Source organism: Schauerella aestuarii (assembly GCF_009866805.1).
In the GTDB taxonomy this organism is placed as follows: domain Bacteria; phylum Pseudomonadota; class Gammaproteobacteria; order Burkholderiales; family Burkholderiaceae_B; genus Schauerella; species Schauerella aestuarii.
Window position 1 is genome coordinate 517,563 of record NZ_SIZW01000041.1, and the last position, 15,916, is coordinate 533,478.

Here is a 15,916-nt window from a genome sequence, read left to right on the forward strand (position 1 = left end):
CCGCGTGCGGCGTATCGCTTACACCCGCTCGGCGTATGCGCTACGGGCGCCATCCAGCAGCGCCTGCACCAGGCGATTGTCCTGATCCGCCAGCCGGCAGGCAAAGGCGATCTGTCGTGATGGGCCGTGTTTGCCCAAAGGCAAGACGCGCACCGGATGCACCTGCAATACGCCGGGGCCGGGGTCCGGCAGCACCGAAACCCCCAGTCCTTCGGACACCATGGCCGTCAAGGCTGCCAGCGACTGCACGTCAATGCGGGAGCGCGCCTCGGGGGCGTGTTTGGCCACATAACGTGCGGCAATCCGCCCGCCTACGGTACTGCGGTCGAACCGGATCCATTCATAGGCGGCAAAGCACTCTGCCAGGGTACCTGTGCGCGCGGCCAGCGGGGCGATGCCAATGAGTTTTTCCTTCGCCAGCGGGGTCCACGAGAGCCGGCGCGAGCCGCCGGTCTCAGGTTGCGTGATGATCGCGGCATCGATCTCGCCGCGATTGAGTTGATCCACGAGTTCGCTCACGCGTCCTCGCACCGGCCGGACGTCAAGTTGCGGATAGCGTGCGGCAACGCAGCGCAGCAACGCCGGCATCAGACTCACCTGCAGCGGTTCGATCGTACCCAGCCGCACGCGCCCGGCCAACGCCGGCGAATGGCGGCGCCGCAAGCCATCCAGGCGCTGCAGCGTTTCCTGCACGGCATCGTTCACTTCGCGGGCGAACGCCGTGGGTCGCGCAGAGAGTGATGAACGATCGAAGAGCGGTTGGCCGAAGTAGGCCTCCATGTGCTTCATCTGCAGGCTGACGGCACTCGGGCTCAGATTCATCTCCGTTGCCGCTGCCGCGAAGCTCCCGCAGCGCAGCACGGCATTCAATGTTCCGAAGGCTTCCAGCTTCATGAGGTTTTCTCATCAAAGACTACACATAACCTCGCTTTATATCATCGGCGCGGTGCACTAGCATCACTGCACCATAACGACATCTCCCGCGCCGCATTGCCTACCCGCATCGGACCCGGGACACGGAGACAGACGATGAATAAAACCTTTGCATGGTTGCGCGCCGCCACAGTTGTCGCGATCGCCGGTGCGTGCGCCGGGGTAGCCCAGGCGGCCGATACGGCACCTGCCAAAGTGACGATCCCGCAAGCGATGACGATCGTAGTTCCCTTCCCGCCGGGCGGCAGCAACGACGTCTTAGCGCGCGTGCTGGCCGAGCGGTTGTCGGCCAAGCTGGGCAACACCATCATCATCGAAAACCGTCCGGGTGCAGGCGGCGCCATCGGTGCGGAGTTCGTCGCGCGTGCGCCCAAGGATGGCTCGGTGCTGATGCTGTCGTCCTCGACCTTTACCACCAATGCCGCCGTGCAGCCGGCGCTCAAGTACAACGTCAACGACAGCTTTGACGCGATCGCGATGCTGGCCACGAGCCCGATGGCGCTGGTGGTGGGCAAGGACAGCACCTACACCGATGTCAAAACCTTGCTTGCCGACGGCCGCAAGGAGAAAGGCAAGCTCAACTACGGTTCGGCCGGTCTGGGTTCGGTCAATCAGATGGCGGCGGAAATTCTGGCGGGGGGCGAAAAGTCGACCTATACACATGTGCCCTACAAGGGCATGTCGCAAGCCTTGAACGATCTGGCCGGCGGCCGGGTTGACTTCGTGATCGGCAGCTTTGCGTCGATCTCGTCGATGCTCAAGGGCAATCGCTTGCGCGTGCTGGCCGTGACGTCACCGCAACGTTCGCCGTTCTATCCCGATATTCCCACCATTGCCGAAGTGCAGCCCGGCTACTCGGTTGAGTTGTGGTGGGGCGTGCTGGCGCCTGCTGGCGTGCCTGCCCCGCTCGTCGAGCGTGTGAATGCCGAGGTCCGCTCGATCGTCAGTGAAGAGAAGATGAAAGAAATGTTCGCGCAGGAAAGTGCCACGCCTGCGGCGCTCTCGGTGGCCCAGTTCGAGCAACTGGTAGCCTCCGATGCTGCAAAATGGAAGCAGGTCGCGCAAGAGCGCAACATCGTCGCCGAATAACCCAGGCGTGAAGGAGCGATCGGGGCGTGCCGTGCCTGCGGATCGCCCCGCCGCCGAACCAAAGGACACCCGATGCGAAGCAAACTATTCGTGCCCGGCTCGCGCCCGGAGCTTTTTCCCAAGGCCCTGGCCAGTGTTGCCGACGGCCTGTCGTTCGATCTCGAAGATTCGGTCACCGAGCCGCGCAAGGACGAGGCGCGCGCCACGCTGCGCGCGTTCCTGCTGTCTGATGCCGCACAGGTGGCGCATGGCAAGACCGTCATCGTGCGCGTGAATGCGTTGGATACGCCGCACTTTGCGGCCGATGTGGCGGCGGTCACGCAGCCGGGCGTGCATCTGATCAACGTGCCCAAGGTCGAAACGCCGGAGGATGTGTTGCAGGCGGCGCAGGCCGTCGAGGCGGCCGAACGCGCCAATGGCGCTACGGTGCCGGTCAAGCTGCTGCTCAATATCGAATCGCCCCGCGCCTTTCGCGCTGCGGCCAGCCTGGCTTGCGCGCACGAGCGCGTTGCCGGATTGCAGTTGGGCCTGGGCGACTTGTTCGAGCCGTTGGGCATCGATCGCCGCGCCATTGCCGCCATCGATCAGGCGATGTTTCAGATTCGCATGGCGGCGGGTGAGGGAGGCGTCTTTGCCTACGATTCGGCCTTTGCGAATATCGCGGACGTCGAGGGCTTCCGCGCCGAAGCCGCGCAGGCGCGACGCCTGGGATTCCTGGGCAAGAGCTGCATTCATCCGAGTCAGGTCGCGTTGGCCAACGAGGCGTTTCGGCCCACCGACGACGAGATCGCGCATGCCGTCAAAGTGGTGGCCGCCGCGCGCGAAGCCGATGCCGAAGGCCGTGGCGCCTATGTGGTGGACGGCAAGATGATCGATGGCCCGTTCGTGCGCCGCGCCGAACGCATTGTGGCGACGGCACGTCAGTTGGGGCTGGTGGCATGAACGACACCGTCCTATCCCCACAGACCGCCGCCAGTGCGGCAGACCCCCGCACGGCGTCCCGCACGGGTCCGTTGAGCGGCATTCGCGTGCTCGATCTGAGCGCTTATATCGCCGGCCCCTATGGATGCACGCTGCTTGCCGACCAGGGCGCAGAGATCGTCAAGATCGAGCCACCGGTGGGCGATAACCTGCGCAAGTATCCGTCGACGCTCGATACCGAAAGCCGCGCGTTTCTGGGCGTGAACCGCAGCAAGCGCGGCATCGCGCTCGATCTCAAGCAGCCCGATGCATTGGACATCCTGAAGGATCTCGTGCGCACGGCCGACGTGCTGGTGCATAATTTTCGGCCGACGGTGCCGCCGCGCCTGGGCATTGGCTACGAGCAGTTGCGCGAGATCAATCCGCGTCTGGTGTATTGCGCCGTCAGTGGCTATGGCGATACCGGGCCGCTCAAAGACAAAGCCGGCTACGACCAGGTGCTGCAGACGATGACGGGCATGTGCGCGATGCAGGGCAAGGCCGGTGGCGCGCCCGAGATCCTGTACGGCTCGATCGTGGACTATTACGCCTCGGCGCTATTGGCCAGCGGCGTCGCCTCGGCGCTGTATGAACGCGAAAAGAGTGGCGAAGGCCAGTATGTGGGCATCTCGCTGATGCGCAGTGCGTTGGCCCTGCAGTCGGCGCGGTTGATCTGGGCGGACGCCGAACCGCGTGAAGTGGGTCGCGACATGCGCTCAGGCGGGATCACCGGCATCCATCCCACGCGCGAGGGTTATCTGTACATTTCGGCCAATACGCCGCATTTCTGGGCGGCGCTGTGCGAACGCACGGGCTTGCAGGCGTTGGCCACCGATTCGCGTTACGACTCGGTGCGCAAGCGTGCGCAGCATCATGCCGAGATCGTGCCGCAGTTGCATGCGGCGTTGGCTGCGCGATCGGCGCTCGAGTGGGAGCAGCTGTTTGGCGAAGCGGTGCCGTGCGCCGCGGCGCGTACCGTGGAGGATATGTTCGATTTTCCGCAGGTGCTGGCCGAAGGCATGGTGGCCGAGTACGACCACCCCGTGGTGGGCCGTTATCGTGGTTTTGCCGAGCCGATCCGCTACGGCCGCACGCCGGGCTCGGCGCCGTATGCTGCGCCGGTGTTCGGGCAGGATACGGATGCGGTGTTGGCGGAGTGTGGACTGTCGGCCGAGCAGATCGCGGCGCTCAGGGCGCGGGGTGTGGTGCTGTAGGTTGGAAGCGGTGGGCTTATGGCATCAAGCCGTGGGTGAGGGCGTAGGCACGCAGCGCGTCGCCTCACGCCCCTAAAAACGTGAAGTCCATCGTGCGGGTGTGATAGTGCAGACCGCCGTCTTGCACGATCAGGAAATCGGCGCGAGCGGGGCCGGCGTTGTGATGCGAGTGGGGCGCGCCGGCCGGCGTGACGAGCGTGGCCCAAGGGGTCCAGTCGTGTGCCTGACCATCCACCGTCGAAAAGCATTTCTCGCCCGACACCACCAACGTGAGCGCTGCGGCATTGTGGCGGTGCGACGACTGCAGGCATTGCGGCGGCAAGGTGTTGAGCGATAGCGTGAGCGTGGGATGGATGTTGCGCGACGCGATCAGCGTATCGCTGGAAAACACCAACGCCATGCCGGACGTGCCGGGATCGGGTTCGGTGGCATGAATTTTAAGAAGTTGCGCAGCGATATCGGCACCTGGGCAATGCACGGGTTGCAGGGTAGTGGCCAGTGCCGGATGCGCTTGCAGCCCGAATTGTGCGAGCAGCGGTTCGTCGCTCACGCTCCACAACACGGCTGCCTCGCCGCCGGCGCGCCAGGTTAACGCGCCACCCGGCAGTGCCAGTACATCGCCCGGCGCCCAGGCCAATGTTTCCTCGCCCACCGTCACCGTGCCCGCTCCGGCGATCACATACCAGAGCGCGCCGCTGGCCCGCAGATCGACGGATAAGGTGTCGCCGGCGTTGATCCGGGCATAGCGGGCGAGCATGAGCGGCGTGGTGGCCGGCATTGCACAGCCCAGGGCCGAAGATTGATCGCAGTCGTACAGACCGGTGGGGCTATCGGAGGCCATGGCGGCGCGTGCGGGGGTATCGAAGAGGCGTGCAGGAACAGCCGGCAGCTTGACGTTGAAGGCGTTGGCCGAGTTGAAGTAGCGGGCCCGCGCTTGCGCGTCGGTAGCGGGTTGTGCCACCGTTTGCACGCCCATGGCGGCCATCGAGGGTTTGGCCGCGGTAAGACTATTTCCAGAAGACATAACGTTTTTCCAGCATATTGACGCCGCCGAAGAACACCAGGCTAATGGCGGAGGCAACGAAGATGGCAGCCCACACTTGGACGAAGTCGATCTGCAGCACGGCCTGGAAGATCGTCCAGCCCAGGCCGCCGGTGGCGCCCAGCATCTCGGTCACGATGGCCACGATCATGGCGCGCACGGTAGACACGCGCATGCCCGCAGCGGTGAGCGGAATGGCGGCCGGTACCCGCAGTCGCCAGATGATGGCGGCGGGGCTGGCACCGAAGCTGCGCATCAGATCGACCGCGCGGCGGTCGACCCGATCCAGCCCCGATAACGCATGCAGAAAGACCGTGAAACCGACGGCAATCGCCACCATCACGATCTTGGACGTGGGCCCGATGCCGAACCACAGCAGAATCAGCGGGGCGTAGGCGACCACTGGCACCGAGTTCAGCGCCGTTGCCATGGGCAGCAATACGCGGCGTGCGCGCGGCATCATCGTGAGCGCGATGGCCAGAACGATGCCCACCGCGCTCCCGGCGAAGAAGCCTGCAATCGCCTCCCACATCGTCATGAGCGCTGCATTCCACAGCAGTTGGTGCTGCGCGACAATGGCGGCAAGAATGCGGCTGACGCTGGGCAGCACATACACCGGCAAATCCAGCAATCGGGCGGCCGCTTCCCACAAGATGATGACGCCCACGACGCCGATGGCGCCGTTGACGAGAGTGCGCCGTGAGGCGTGAGAACGTGCGCTCATGTTTGCTCAGCCTTCCAGAAGACGAATTTCCTTTCCGCCAGGGCCACCAGGCCATAGAACGTGGTGCCGAGCAAACCGGCCACCAGAATGGCGGCCCACAGCGCTACCACCTGTTCGTTGTACATGGCCTGCAGCAACAGCACGCCCAGGCCCACGGTGTCGCCGAACCACTCACCGGCAATGGCACCCAAGAGACTCAGGGTGCAGGCCAGCCGCAATGCGACGAAGATCTGCGGCAGCGCGGCCGGCAGCAGCAACTGGCGCATGAGTTTGAAGCGCGACGCGCCGAAGCTGCGCAGCAGATCGACCTGCCGCGGGTCGACCGATTCGATGCCGTTGAGCGTATTGACCGTAACGGGAAAGAACGTGAGGTAGAACGCGATCACGGCTTTGGCGAGAATGGTGTTGCCGAACCACAGCACGACCACGGCGCCGAAGGCAATGACCGGGATCGTCTGGGAGATCACGAAAAGCGGAAAGATGATCTCGCGCAGACGGCGGGATTGCGAGAAGACGACGCCGTTGAACACGCCGACGACTGCGCCCACGCTGAAGCCCAACAGCGTTTCGGAGGCGGTGCGCAAGAATCCGGCAATGTAGGCGTCGGGCACTTGCGCGATCGATTGCAGGATGACGCTCAGGCGGGGCAGGTAGTAGGGCCTGACACCGGTCGCGATGACCAGGCCCTCCCACAACGCCGCCACGACGAGCAGCGCGGCCGCGCCGCGCAGCACCGACATCGCGGCGGGACGCAAGGCTGCGGCCGCGGCGCTCATGGCAGACGATCCTGCATCGGAATGGCTTTCAGGAAACGATCGTCGAATGCGACCGACACGTCGACCTTCTTGGTCAGCACATTGTTCTTGAGCAGGAATTCCTCAGCCTTCTGCAACGCAACCGGATCGATGGTGAAAAGCCCTTCGGTTTTCGCCTTGCCCGAGGTCATCAAACGATATGCCTCGGTGAGCATGGCTTCCTGGTGCGCACGATCGAGCGTGGGCGAGGTTTTCATGACGATATCGACGGCTTCCTTGGGATTGGCCATCGCATCGCGCCAGCCGCGAATCGAGGCGCGCAGAAAGCCCTCGACGAGCTGCGGTTGCTTGGCGGCGGTATCGCGCGAGACGATCAGGGTGTCGCGCGGAAACGTGATGCCGTAGTCTTCGGCCACGAAGTACTTCAGATCGTCGGCCTTCATGCGGCCCTTGATCGTGTTCAGTTCGTTGTACCAGGTGGCGGTGACCACGTCGATGTCGCCGTTGACGAACGGCGTCACGCTCACCTGCTGCGGCTGGATGTCGACTTTCGCGCGGTCGATGCCTTCGTTGCCGAGCATGCCGAAGAGCACGTAATTGGCGCCGGTAAACCAGGTCGTGACCTTCTTGCCTTCGAAGTCCTTCAGCGTTTTGACGGGGCCGTCTTTGCGGGTGACGAACACGAACGGCGTGATCTGGTGTGCCACGCCGACGGACACGATCGGCATGCCCTTGTCGATGGCGGCCATCACGCTATCCGAGCCGCCGGAGAGGCCGAAGGTGTCTGCGCCGGTGGCAACCAGGTTCTCGGTCAACAGATTCGGGCCGCCCGGATTGATCGTGAGATCGATGCCTTCCTGTTTGTAGTAGCCCTTTTCAAGCGCGTAATAGAACCCCGCGAACTGCGTTTGCGGCAACCACTTCAGGCGCAAGGAGGCTTTCACCTGCGCTTTGGCATCGGCGGCTGCCGCAGGCGTCAATTGCGCGACCGCCAGCGTGGCGGTGCAGGCCAGTAAGGTAAGCAAACGTCGAATGGTCATGATGTTTCCCCTGTGTTGTGTGGGCAAAGCAACTGGCGTCGTGATGCGCGGTCGCGCAGCGACTTGAAAGCGGCAATCAGAACGGACGCGTTCCCGCGACCGTGGTGCGATGCATGACGCGGCGGTACCGGTTGTCGTCATACGGCGTGGCGCAATGCATGGTGCAGCGGTTGTCCCAGATGATGAGATCGCCCTGCTGCCATTTGTGGCGGTACGTGAACGCGTCAGAAATGGCGTGTGCGTTGAGGGCGGCCAGCAGGGACGTGCTTTCCTCGGCGGGCAAGCCGTCGATCTGCTTGACGATGTCCTGACCCACATACAGCGACAGGCGGCCGGTGGTCGGGTGCGTACGCACGACGGGATGGACGACGTCGGGCGTGCGCGCCTTTTGCTCATCGGTGAGCGGCGCGCGATCGGCGAAGGCGCGGCTGTAATAGCCTTCGTACGAATGCGTGGCCGTCATGTTGCGGATCCGGGTTTGCGTGGCGGGCGGCAATGATTCCCAGGCGAGATGCATGCTCGCGAACAGGGTGTCGGCGCCTTCCGGCGGGACTTCCACCGAATACAGCAGCGACCCCATGCTGGGCTCGGCCACATACGACAGGTCTGAATGCCAGTTCCACCCTTCCTTGTGGTTGCCGATCGGTTTGCCCTGTTCGCTGACGTTGGAGAGCACATAGATTTCGGGCAGGCCGGTGGTGAGGAACTGCTTGAGCACGTGGGTGAGCAGGTCGCCGAAGCGGCGGCTGATATCCACATGGCGGGCGTTGCTCAGCGTTTGGCCGCGCACCAGGATCAGCGAGTGCGTGTCCAGTGCGCTCACCAGCGCATCGACCACGGCATCGCTATCCGGATTCGACAAATCGAGATCGGTGACTTCGATGCCGAAACCGGGGTGCAGCGGGCGCGAGGCAAATGGGGCGGGGGTGGCCGTGCTCATACGTTGTGACATGGACATGATTCAGCTCCTGTAAGACGGATCGTCGCGATCGAGTTGACGGATGAAGGCGGGCCATTCGCGCTCGCCGGCGATCAGGATGTCGCCCTTGTTTTCCCAGAACTGGCGTGCGGCTTTCTCGCACACTTCGGGCGTGGGGGCGAGGATGGGGCCGGCGCCACCGGCTGTGGCGGCCTGCATGCTGAGCTGGATGCGTGCGGCGCGCTCGAAGTAATACAGCAGCATGAAGGCCTCGCCGGGCGTGCGGCCCAGCGTGAGCACGCCGTGATTGCGCATCACCATGACGTAGTGTTCGCCGAGGTCGTGCACCAGACGCTGCTGCTCGTCGAGATCGATGGCCACGCCTTCATAGTCGTGAAACGCCTGGCGCTGATAGAAACGCATGGCGAACTGCGAGAGCGGCAACAGCCCTTGCGCTTGCGCGGATACGGCAATGCTGGCATCCGAGTGGGTATGCAGCACGCAAACGGCATCGTGCCGTGCCTGGTGAATGGCGCCATGGATCACGAAGCCGGCAACGTTTACCGTGTGCGATGTGGGGCTGAGCACGTTGCCGGCGAGATCGATCCGCACAAGCGATGAGGCCGTGATCTCCTCGAACAGCAAGCCGTACGGATTGATCAGAAACTCGTTCGTCGTGCCGGGCACGCGCATCGAGATGTGGTTGTAGATCAGGTCGTCGAGCCCCAGGCGGGCCACGAGCCGGTAGCAGGCCGCGAGGGCCACGCGTGCCGCCCATTCTTCAGGCGCAACGTGCGGGCGCAGATCGGGTTGGGCGCTCATCAGTGGCTCCCGGTTTGGGCGGTGAACGACTTCATGCTTTCCTCCTCGATGGCTTCGAGCAGGATGCGTTTCTGCGCGATGAATTCGGGCGACGTGACGATATCGGCGTTACGCGGGCGGCTGAGTGTGACGGGCAGCTCCAGCTTCACGCGCCCCGGCCGCGCGGTCATCACGAGCACGCGATCGCCGAGAAACAGGGCTTCGTCCACGTCGTGCGTGATGAACAGAATCGTGCGGCGGTGCTTTTGCCAGACGTCCAGCAGCCAGCGCTGCATCATGCTGCGCGTAAGCGCATCCAGCGCGCCGAACGGTTCATCCAGCAGCATCAGGTCGCGCTTGAACATGAACGTGCGCATCAGCGCTACGCGCTGGCGCATGCCGCCCGAAAGTTGATGCGGATACTGCTGCTCGAAGCCGGCCAGGCCGAACTCCGGCAGCATGGCCAGTGCTTCGCGGCGCGCGTCGCTTTTGCGTGCGCCCTCCATCTCCACGGCCAGGATGGCGTTGTCGATCACGGTACGCCAGGGCAGCAACAGATCGCGTTGCGGCATGAACGACACCTGCCCCAGCAGATCGCGCGCGCGGCAGGGCTTGCCCAGAAACTGCAGGCTGCCGCCGTCGTCGGGTTCTTCCAGGCCGGCCACGATGTTGAACAACGTGCTCTTGCCGCAGCCGCTGGGGCCGACCACGGTGACGAATTCGCCAGGGGCGATGTCCACACTCAAGCCGTTCAGGGCCTGCACGGCGCCGAAGGTTTTTGAGATGTTGGTCAGGGCGAGGAGGCTGCTGCTGCGCGAGCGCGCCGCGGTGGTGCCGGCTGCAGTCGATGCCGGTGCTGACACCGATGCCGCCAGGGGGGCAACGCCGGCCGGGGCGTTCAGCGCGGCAGCGGCTGGCGCAGTGGCGGGCACGCCGGGAAACATACCGGAAAGTCGATGAGCGGTCATGGGGTCTTCGCAGAGGTGATCAGACGATCGAGGACGTCGGTCAATACGCGGGCGCCGGCGTAAAGATCGGCGGGCGCGGTGTATTCCGCCTCGTTGTGCGTGATGCCGTCACGGGACGGCACGAAAATCATGGCGGTGGGGCAGGTCGCATGCAGATAGCGGGCGTCATGACCGGCGGCCGACGGCAAGTCGCGATGGGGAATGGCAAGTGCCGTGGCGGCGCGATCGATGTGTTCGCGCAAAGCGTGCGGGAACGTGAGCGAATCGGCGGCCGACAGGCGCACGACCTCGACCGCGCAGGGGCCCCGATGCGCCGTACAGATGGGTTCGATCCGATCCGAGAGCGTCCGCAGCGTTTCGGTATCCGGGTGGCGCAGGTCGATCGAGAACACCACGCGGCTGGCGACCACCGACGGGGCGCTGGGCGTCACATCGAAGCGGCCCACCGTGAACTTCACGCAATCCTGCGCATCGTGGATCTCGGCGGCCAATGCCTGCACCATGGCCGTGGCAGCCAGCAGGGCATCCTTGCGTTCGGCGCGGGTGGACGTGCCGGCATGCGCCGCCTCGCCATGCACCGTGACGCGATAGGTGTGCTTGCCCTGAATCCCGGTGACCACGCCAACCTGAAGGCCTTCGCGTTCCAGCACAGGTCCCTGTTCGATGTGCGCTTCGATGTAGGCGTGCACGGCGCCACCCAGCGCGCGCGTGGGCATCGTGACAAGGCCGGGTGCCAGCGCCGCCAGTGCGTCGGCCACCGTCGCGCCCTCGGCGTCGGTGACCGCCAGCGTGTCTTCCAGGCTGCGGGCGCCGGCAAACGCGGCCGAGCCGAGCATGCCGGGGGCGAAGCGCGAGCCTTCTTCATTCATCCACGCCACGATGTCGACCGGCATGTCGGGTTGGCGGCCGGCATCGATCAGGGCTTGCACGGCTTCGAGCGCCGCAACCACACCGTATACGCCGTCGTACTTGCCGCCGGTAGGTTGGCTGTCCAGATGCGAGCCCGACATCACGGGCGCGGCATCGGCGTGCAGGCCCGCCCATCGCAGAAAGAAATTGCCGGCCGGATCGCGCGACGGCGTCAACCCCAGCGGCGCGCCCCATGCGGCCATCAGCCGCTGCGCGTCGCCGTCGGCGGGCGACAAGGCCGGGCGGTCGACGCCGCCGGCCGCAGTGGCGCCCAGGCGGGCCATCTCTGCCAGTCGATCGTTGAGCCGTTCGGCGTTGACGAAGTCCGATGCGCGGTTCGTCATGAGGTCTTCATGATTTCGGTGGGCGCCGAGCGCGGATCGCGTGCACCCCATTTATCTTGCTCGACGGTAGCGAGGAAGTCGGATACGAATTGATTGAACAGCGCCGGCTCCTCGATGTTGAGCGTGTGGCCGGTCTTGGGGAGCACCAGCAGGCCGCTCGCGGGCACCGTCTTTTTCAGGAAAATGCCCGGCTGCAAGCAATGATCGTCTTCATCGCCCACTACGATCAGTGTCGGCACGGTCATGCGCTTGAGCTCGTCTTCGAGATCGTAGATCGACGGCCGGCGCGCTTGCACACCGCGCATCGTCATCGCCGAGCCGATCGACGAATGCTCGCCCAATTGCGTAGCGAACTCCTGCCAGCCGCGTGGATCCTTGACCTGGAACACGATGCGCGATGCCGCGGTGGCATAGGTGGGTGCGAAGGCAGGCGCGCCTTTGTTTTCGAATTGATCGGCCACGGCCAGCGACACATCGCGGAAGTACGCTTCGAAGGCTTTTTCCGCACCGTACCCGGCACCCGCCACGACCAGCGAACGCGCCCGGTCGGGATGATGCAACCCGAAGTGCAGGGTGGCGAAGCCGCCCATCGACAGGCCGACGATGTGGGCGCGGTCGATGTTCAGTCCATTCAGCACATCGATCATGTCGTTGACGGCATTGACCTGAGAGTACGCATCGACGCGTTCCGGCACCTGCGAGGGCAGGTAGCCGCGCGCGCTGTAGGTGATGCAGCGATATCGGCGCGTGAAGTACCGCATCTGCGGCTCCCAGCTGCGCCAGTCGCCGCCGAACTCGTGCACGAACAGAATCGGCGTCCCCGATCCGGCTTCTTCGTAATGCAGCGCAACGCCGTCGCGCGTGGTGATCGTAGGCATCGTGTTTCCTTAGAACAGGGCAGCCGGCGCGGGCATCGTGCGCGCGCGTTCCACCATGGCGGGCAGCAGTTCGCAGAACCGGTCGGCCCAGGCTTCGGGCACCGTGAGGCTGATTTTCACGAAGCGGTGGCCGAAGCGTTGTGTGTGATACGTGCCCTGGCGGATCATGATGCCCTCGGTCTGGTACGCCGCGACCAACGCTTCGGGCGTGATGCCGGCATCGACCGTTTCCATGATGAGCAGGTTGGCCTGCGACGGATACACCGGCAGATGCAAGCCCGGCACTCCGGCGGCGGCCTTGGCCACGGCCGCCTGATTGCGGCGCTGACGGCGCTGGATCTCTGGAAACCATTCGGCTTTGGTTTCGAGGCCGGCAATGGCCGCACGCTGCGACAGCACATTGCTGCCGAGGTTGTTGGGAGGTGCCGCCGCCAGCATTTCGATGATGTCCGGATTGGCAATGATGGCGCCCAGTCGCATTCCGGCCAGCCCCAGCCACTTCGAGAAGCTGACGGTCATGATCGTCTTCTCGGGATAGAAGTTGTACGCCGGTGTGAAGTGGTCGGCGAACTGCGAGTAGGTCGAGTCGTGGATCAGATAGGCATCGGCTTCGCGCGCGATCGCGGCGATGGCTTCGATCTCGTCGGCGGTGTGGCAGGTGCCCAGGGGGTTGTTGGGATCGACCAGATAGATCACGCGGGTGCGCGGCGTGATCGCCGCTTTCAATTGTTCCGCGGTGAGTTTGTAGCCTTGGGCGGCGTCGTAGATCGGCAGCTCGATCACGGTGGCGCCAGCCTGGCGCGCGAAGTGCATCGGCCACGCCCAACTGGGATCGGTGGTGACGAAATCGGTGTCGGGCTTGCAGATCGTGCGGCAGACGTTGTAGAGGCCTTCCACGGCGCCGTCGGTGACGAAGGCGCTTGCGCCGGGCACGCCGGCATCCTCGATGATCAGCTGGCGCAACCGCTCGAAGCCTGCCGGTGGCGCATAGGCGTGATAGTCGCCGCGCTTGAGCGCGTCGATCACCGCTTCGATGACCGCCGGATGCGGGTCGAAGTGATTGGTGTTCTGACCCAACCACATCAGGCCGGGTGTATTGCACAGCGTATCGAAATACGCGTTACGGGCTTCGAAGCGGCGCATGGGGTCTCCGCTCAGATGATGGAGCGGCGCGAAGCAATGCCGCCGTCGATGGTGACGATGGTGCCGGTGATGTAGCCGGCGCGATCGGATGCGAGATACACCATCAGGTCGGCGACTTCCTCGGCGCTCGCGGGTCGCTTGGCGGGGTATTTGTCGAACAGTTCTTCCCACCGGCCTTCGTCGCCGTACCAATCGAGCGCGCGGCGCTTCATCAACTTCACCATGCGGTCGGTGGCGACCGGGCCGGGATTGACGCCGACCACGCGGATGCCGTCATCGAGACTGCGTCCGCCCACGCCGCGCGTAAACGCCATCATCGCGGCGTTGCCGGTGGTGCCGACGATGTAGTTGGCATCCCAGTTCTCGCCCGAGTTGCCGATGTCGTTGACGATGACGCCGCTGCCGCGTTTCTTCATGTGCGCGTACATCTCGCGCGTGAGCGTGACGTAGGAGAAGATCTTGAGATCGAGGCTGTCGCGCCAGACCTGATCCGATATCTGATCCAGCGGTCCGGCGGACGAGTCGGCGGCGTTGTTGACCAGGATGTCGGCCTCGGCGCACTCTTCAGCAAGGCGCAACACGTTTTCCGTGACCGACAGATCCATTGCATGCACGTGCACGGTGGTGCCATATTGCGATGACAGGGCTTCCTTCGCCGCGGCCAGGCCGTCGACCGAACGCGCCGCCAGATACAACGTCGAAATACCTTCGCGCGCAAAGCTGTGCGCCGTGGCCAGACCGATGCCCTTGGATGCGCCTGTGATCAGCGCCGACTTACCTTTCAGACCGAGTTCCATCTACCTATCGCATCCTTGGCTTAAATGCATGCAATGTGGCCGGTAATGTATTCAACCAGGCCATCACGCTTGCCGTGTTCGAAGAATCCGCGACGCCATCGGCGATTTTGCGGTGATTCACAACAAGCAACATGCATGCCAACTTTTTACTCAGGAGCGCGCCAGTGCTGGCGTTGCGCTGTGCCCCGATGCGGTGCCAAATGTGGATCAGCATGCGCCGAATGTGTGCATACAAAACGCTGGCTGATGTATACATTGAACGGTAAAATGGCGACTTGTCTGCTTACTTGATCACTCGTACAACGCCATGGCCTCTACGCTCAGCCGTTCCCAACAGATACTCGAAGCCCTTGAGGGCGAGATTTTTTCCGGTCAGTTGGGTCCGGGGGCTCGCCTGGATGAAGTCGAATTAGCCGCGCGATTCAAGGTGTCGCGCACGCCGGTGCGCGAAGCGCTGCGTCATCTGGCGTCGGCGGGATTGATCCAAATGCGCACGCGTCAGCCGGCGCTGGTGGTGTCGTTGTCTGCCCACCGCTTGATCGAGATGTTCCAGGTGATGGCCGAGCTCGAGGCGTTATGCGCCCGCATGGCGGCACGCCGGATCTCGGCGGCGCAGATCGCTGAAATGAGCGTATTGCATCGCGAGCTCGAGGCGCTGTCGAACACCAATGAAGTGGACGCGTTTTACGAGGTCAACCGGCGCTTTCATGAATTGATCTATGAGGCCGCGCAAAACGGCTTTCTGGCGGAGCAAACCCGCACGCTGCGCAATCGTATCGGCGCGTATCGCAAACTTGTTACGCACAAGCCCAGCCGCCGCACGGCGACGCTGGACGAACATGGCGAGATCTTGCGCTGCATCGTGACCGGCGATGAGGAGGGTGCCGCCAACGCCATGCGGGGTCACGTCAATCTATTGGGCGAGAAGCTGCTCGACTTCATCGCCGTGTTTCCGGCAGCCAAGGCAGCCTGAACGCGGGTCTAGCGGCTGTGCGCTACTGACGCGTATCGGCCCCGCCACCCGATCCTGATGTGGCGCCGGATCCCTGCATGCCGCCGCTGCCGGTTGATCCCGTCGTGCTGCCGCTTTTGCCTTTCGAATCACGGGTATCCGAACCGCCGTCGCCCTTGGACGACTGGGTTGGCTTCACCGCGCCCGATTGCGCCGGGGGCGCCGTTTTTTCTTTTTGCTGGGCGCGCTCTTGTGAGCGCTGCTCGACGCTTGGGCCCTGTGCTGGCGGTGCCGTCGTCGAGGAGGCCGCGGCCGCAGCAGCCCACGGTGCCGCCATCATGCCGATCGACAGCACGGCCACCCGCAGTGCGGCGGTGGTTAAGGAGGATGTCAGATATCGGCTCATGGTTTTCCCTAGAATGGGTGCGTAATGCAGAAAAAAAGCGGG

At 64.1% G+C, this 15,916-nt stretch carries 17 protein-coding genes; 4 read left to right on the forward strand and 13 right to left on the reverse strand.

Annotated features, from left to right (window positions below):
* Window positions 1-18: 18 nt before the first annotated feature.
* Entirely contained in the window at window positions 19-894 is an 876-nt protein-coding gene (locus EYW45_RS13280; protein WP_161135873.1) for a LysR family transcriptional regulator, read from the reverse strand.
* Between the two features lie 135 nt (window positions 895-1,029).
* Between EYW45_RS13280 and EYW45_RS13285 the strand changes: the two genes are divergently transcribed.
* The 3 genes from EYW45_RS13285 (at window position 1,030) to EYW45_RS13295 (ending at window position 4,196) form a co-directional block, all read left to right on the forward strand.
* On the forward strand, window positions 1,030-2,022 hold the full coding sequence (locus tag EYW45_RS13285) for a tripartite tricarboxylate transporter substrate-binding protein (RefSeq protein ID WP_161135874.1): 993 nt from the start codon (window positions 1,030-1,032) through the stop codon (window positions 2,020-2,022).
* A gap of 72 nt (window positions 2,023-2,094) precedes the next feature.
* On the forward strand, window positions 2,095-2,964 hold the full coding sequence (locus EYW45_RS13290) for an HpcH/HpaI aldolase/citrate lyase family protein (protein ID WP_161135875.1): 870 nt from the start codon (window positions 2,095-2,097) through the stop codon (window positions 2,962-2,964).
* Window positions 2,961-4,196 carry a CaiB/BaiF CoA transferase family protein gene (locus EYW45_RS13295; RefSeq protein ID WP_161135876.1) on the forward strand — a complete coding sequence of 412 codons (1,236 nt, stop codon included), beginning with the start codon at window positions 2,961-2,963 and terminating at the stop codon, window positions 4,194-4,196. The genes EYW45_RS13290 and EYW45_RS13295 overlap by 4 nt, the downstream gene beginning before the upstream one ends.
* A gap of 64 nt (window positions 4,197-4,260) precedes the next feature.
* Here EYW45_RS13295 and EYW45_RS13300 read toward each other — a convergent pair whose 3' ends face one another.
* From EYW45_RS13300 to EYW45_RS13350, 11 genes are all read right to left on the reverse strand, one after another.
* A complete protein-coding gene (locus tag EYW45_RS13300; RefSeq protein WP_161135877.1) occupies window positions 4,261-5,220 on the reverse strand; it encodes a cupin domain-containing protein in 960 nt (319 codons plus the stop codon).
* Entirely contained in the window at window positions 5,204-5,962 is a 759-nt protein-coding gene (locus EYW45_RS13305; protein WP_161135878.1) for an ABC transporter permease, read from the reverse strand. Before EYW45_RS13305 ends, EYW45_RS13300 begins: the two co-directional genes overlap by 17 nt.
* The gene (locus EYW45_RS13310; protein ID WP_161135879.1) at window positions 5,959-6,738 is read right to left on the reverse strand and encodes an ABC transporter permease; all 780 of its coding nucleotides are present in this window, start codon (window positions 6,736-6,738) and stop codon (window positions 5,959-5,961) included. Before EYW45_RS13310 ends, EYW45_RS13305 begins: the two co-directional genes overlap by 4 nt.
* Window positions 6,735-7,757, reverse strand: a complete 1,023-nt coding sequence (locus tag EYW45_RS13315; protein ID WP_161135880.1) for an ABC transporter substrate-binding protein — start codon at window positions 7,755-7,757, stop codon at window positions 6,735-6,737. The genes EYW45_RS13310 and EYW45_RS13315 overlap by 4 nt, the downstream gene beginning before the upstream one ends.
* A gap of 76 nt (window positions 7,758-7,833) precedes the next feature.
* Window positions 7,834-8,715: a TauD/TfdA dioxygenase family protein gene (locus EYW45_RS13320; RefSeq protein ID WP_235939026.1), complete on the reverse strand. Its 882-nt coding sequence runs from the start codon at window positions 8,713-8,715 to the stop codon at window positions 7,834-7,836.
* A gap of 3 nt (window positions 8,716-8,718) precedes the next feature.
* On the reverse strand, window positions 8,719-9,498 hold the full coding sequence (locus tag EYW45_RS13325; protein WP_161135881.1) for a class II aldolase/adducin family protein: 780 nt from the start codon (window positions 9,496-9,498) through the stop codon (window positions 8,719-8,721).
* Window positions 9,498-10,445 carry an ABC transporter ATP-binding protein gene (locus tag EYW45_RS13330; RefSeq protein ID WP_235939027.1) on the reverse strand — a complete coding sequence of 316 codons (948 nt, stop codon included), beginning with the start codon at window positions 10,443-10,445 and terminating at the stop codon, window positions 9,498-9,500. Before EYW45_RS13330 ends, EYW45_RS13325 begins: the two co-directional genes overlap by 1 nt.
* A complete protein-coding gene (locus EYW45_RS13335) occupies window positions 10,442-11,698 on the reverse strand; it encodes a M20 family metallo-hydrolase (RefSeq protein WP_161135882.1) in 1,257 nt (418 codons plus the stop codon). Before EYW45_RS13335 ends, EYW45_RS13330 begins: the two co-directional genes overlap by 4 nt.
* Window positions 11,695-12,576: an alpha/beta fold hydrolase gene (locus tag EYW45_RS13340; RefSeq protein ID WP_161135883.1), complete on the reverse strand. Its 882-nt coding sequence runs from the start codon at window positions 12,574-12,576 to the stop codon at window positions 11,695-11,697. The genes EYW45_RS13335 and EYW45_RS13340 overlap by 4 nt, the downstream gene beginning before the upstream one ends.
* A gap of 9 nt (window positions 12,577-12,585) precedes the next feature.
* A complete protein-coding gene (locus tag EYW45_RS13345; RefSeq protein ID WP_161135884.1) occupies window positions 12,586-13,719 on the reverse strand; it encodes a pyridoxal phosphate-dependent aminotransferase in 1,134 nt (377 codons plus the stop codon).
* Window positions 13,720-13,730: 11 nt separating this feature from the next.
* On the reverse strand, window positions 13,731-14,516 hold the full coding sequence (locus EYW45_RS13350) for an SDR family oxidoreductase (RefSeq protein ID WP_161135885.1): 786 nt from the start codon (window positions 14,514-14,516) through the stop codon (window positions 13,731-13,733).
* Window positions 14,517-14,823: 307 nt separating this feature from the next.
* Between EYW45_RS13350 and EYW45_RS13355 the strand changes: the two genes are divergently transcribed.
* Window positions 14,824-15,489: a GntR family transcriptional regulator gene (locus EYW45_RS13355; protein ID WP_161135886.1), complete on the forward strand. Its 666-nt coding sequence runs from the start codon at window positions 14,824-14,826 to the stop codon at window positions 15,487-15,489.
* A gap of 22 nt (window positions 15,490-15,511) precedes the next feature.
* Here the strand turns inward: EYW45_RS13355 and EYW45_RS13360 are convergent, their stop codons facing one another.
* A complete protein-coding gene (locus EYW45_RS13360) occupies window positions 15,512-15,874 on the reverse strand; it encodes a hypothetical protein (protein WP_161135887.1) in 363 nt (120 codons plus the stop codon).
* Window positions 15,875-15,916 lie beyond the last annotated feature (42 nt).

Excerpts from the sequence above, each read along its gene's own strand:
- EYW45_RS13280 (WP_161135873.1), bottom strand. The coding sequence starts at position 894 with ATGAAGCTGGAAGCCTTCGGAACATTGAATGCCGTGCTGCGCTGCGGG.
- EYW45_RS13285 (WP_161135874.1), top strand. The coding sequence starts at position 1,030 with ATGAATAAAACCTTTGCATGGTTGCGCGCCGCCACAGTTGTCGCGATC.
- EYW45_RS13290 (WP_161135875.1), top strand. The coding sequence starts at position 2,095 with ATGCGAAGCAAACTATTCGTGCCCGGCTCGCGCCCGGAGCTTTTTCCC.
- EYW45_RS13295 (WP_161135876.1), top strand. The coding sequence starts at position 2,961 with ATGAACGACACCGTCCTATCCCCACAGACCGCCGCCAGTGCGGCAGAC.
- EYW45_RS13300 (WP_161135877.1), bottom strand. The coding sequence starts at position 5,220 with ATGTCTTCTGGAAATAGTCTTACCGCGGCCAAACCCTCGATGGCCGCC.
- EYW45_RS13305 (WP_161135878.1), bottom strand. The coding sequence starts at position 5,962 with ATGAGCGCACGTTCTCACGCCTCACGGCGCACTCTCGTCAACGGCGCC.
- EYW45_RS13310 (WP_161135879.1), bottom strand. The coding sequence starts at position 6,738 with ATGAGCGCCGCGGCCGCAGCCTTGCGTCCCGCCGCGATGTCGGTGCTG.
- EYW45_RS13315 (WP_161135880.1), bottom strand. The coding sequence starts at position 7,757 with ATGACCATTCGACGTTTGCTTACCTTACTGGCCTGCACCGCCACGCTG.
- EYW45_RS13320 (WP_235939026.1), bottom strand. The coding sequence starts at position 8,715 with ATGTCCATGTCACAACGTATGAGCACGGCCACCCCCGCCCCATTTGCC.
- EYW45_RS13325 (WP_161135881.1), bottom strand. The coding sequence starts at position 9,498 with ATGAGCGCCCAACCCGATCTGCGCCCGCACGTTGCGCCTGAAGAATGG.
- EYW45_RS13330 (WP_235939027.1), bottom strand. The coding sequence starts at position 10,445 with ATGACCGCTCATCGACTTTCCGGTATGTTTCCCGGCGTGCCCGCCACT.
- EYW45_RS13335 (WP_161135882.1), bottom strand. The coding sequence starts at position 11,698 with ATGACGAACCGCGCATCGGACTTCGTCAACGCCGAACGGCTCAACGAT.
- EYW45_RS13340 (WP_161135883.1), bottom strand. The coding sequence starts at position 12,576 with ATGCCTACGATCACCACGCGCGACGGCGTTGCGCTGCATTACGAAGAA.
- EYW45_RS13345 (WP_161135884.1), bottom strand. The coding sequence starts at position 13,719 with ATGCGCCGCTTCGAAGCCCGTAACGCGTATTTCGATACGCTGTGCAAT.
- EYW45_RS13350 (WP_161135885.1), bottom strand. The coding sequence starts at position 14,516 with ATGGAACTCGGTCTGAAAGGTAAGTCGGCGCTGATCACAGGCGCATCC.
- EYW45_RS13355 (WP_161135886.1), top strand. The coding sequence starts at position 14,824 with ATGGCCTCTACGCTCAGCCGTTCCCAACAGATACTCGAAGCCCTTGAG.
- EYW45_RS13360 (WP_161135887.1), bottom strand. The coding sequence starts at position 15,874 with ATGAGCCGATATCTGACATCCTCCTTAACCACCGCCGCACTGCGGGTG.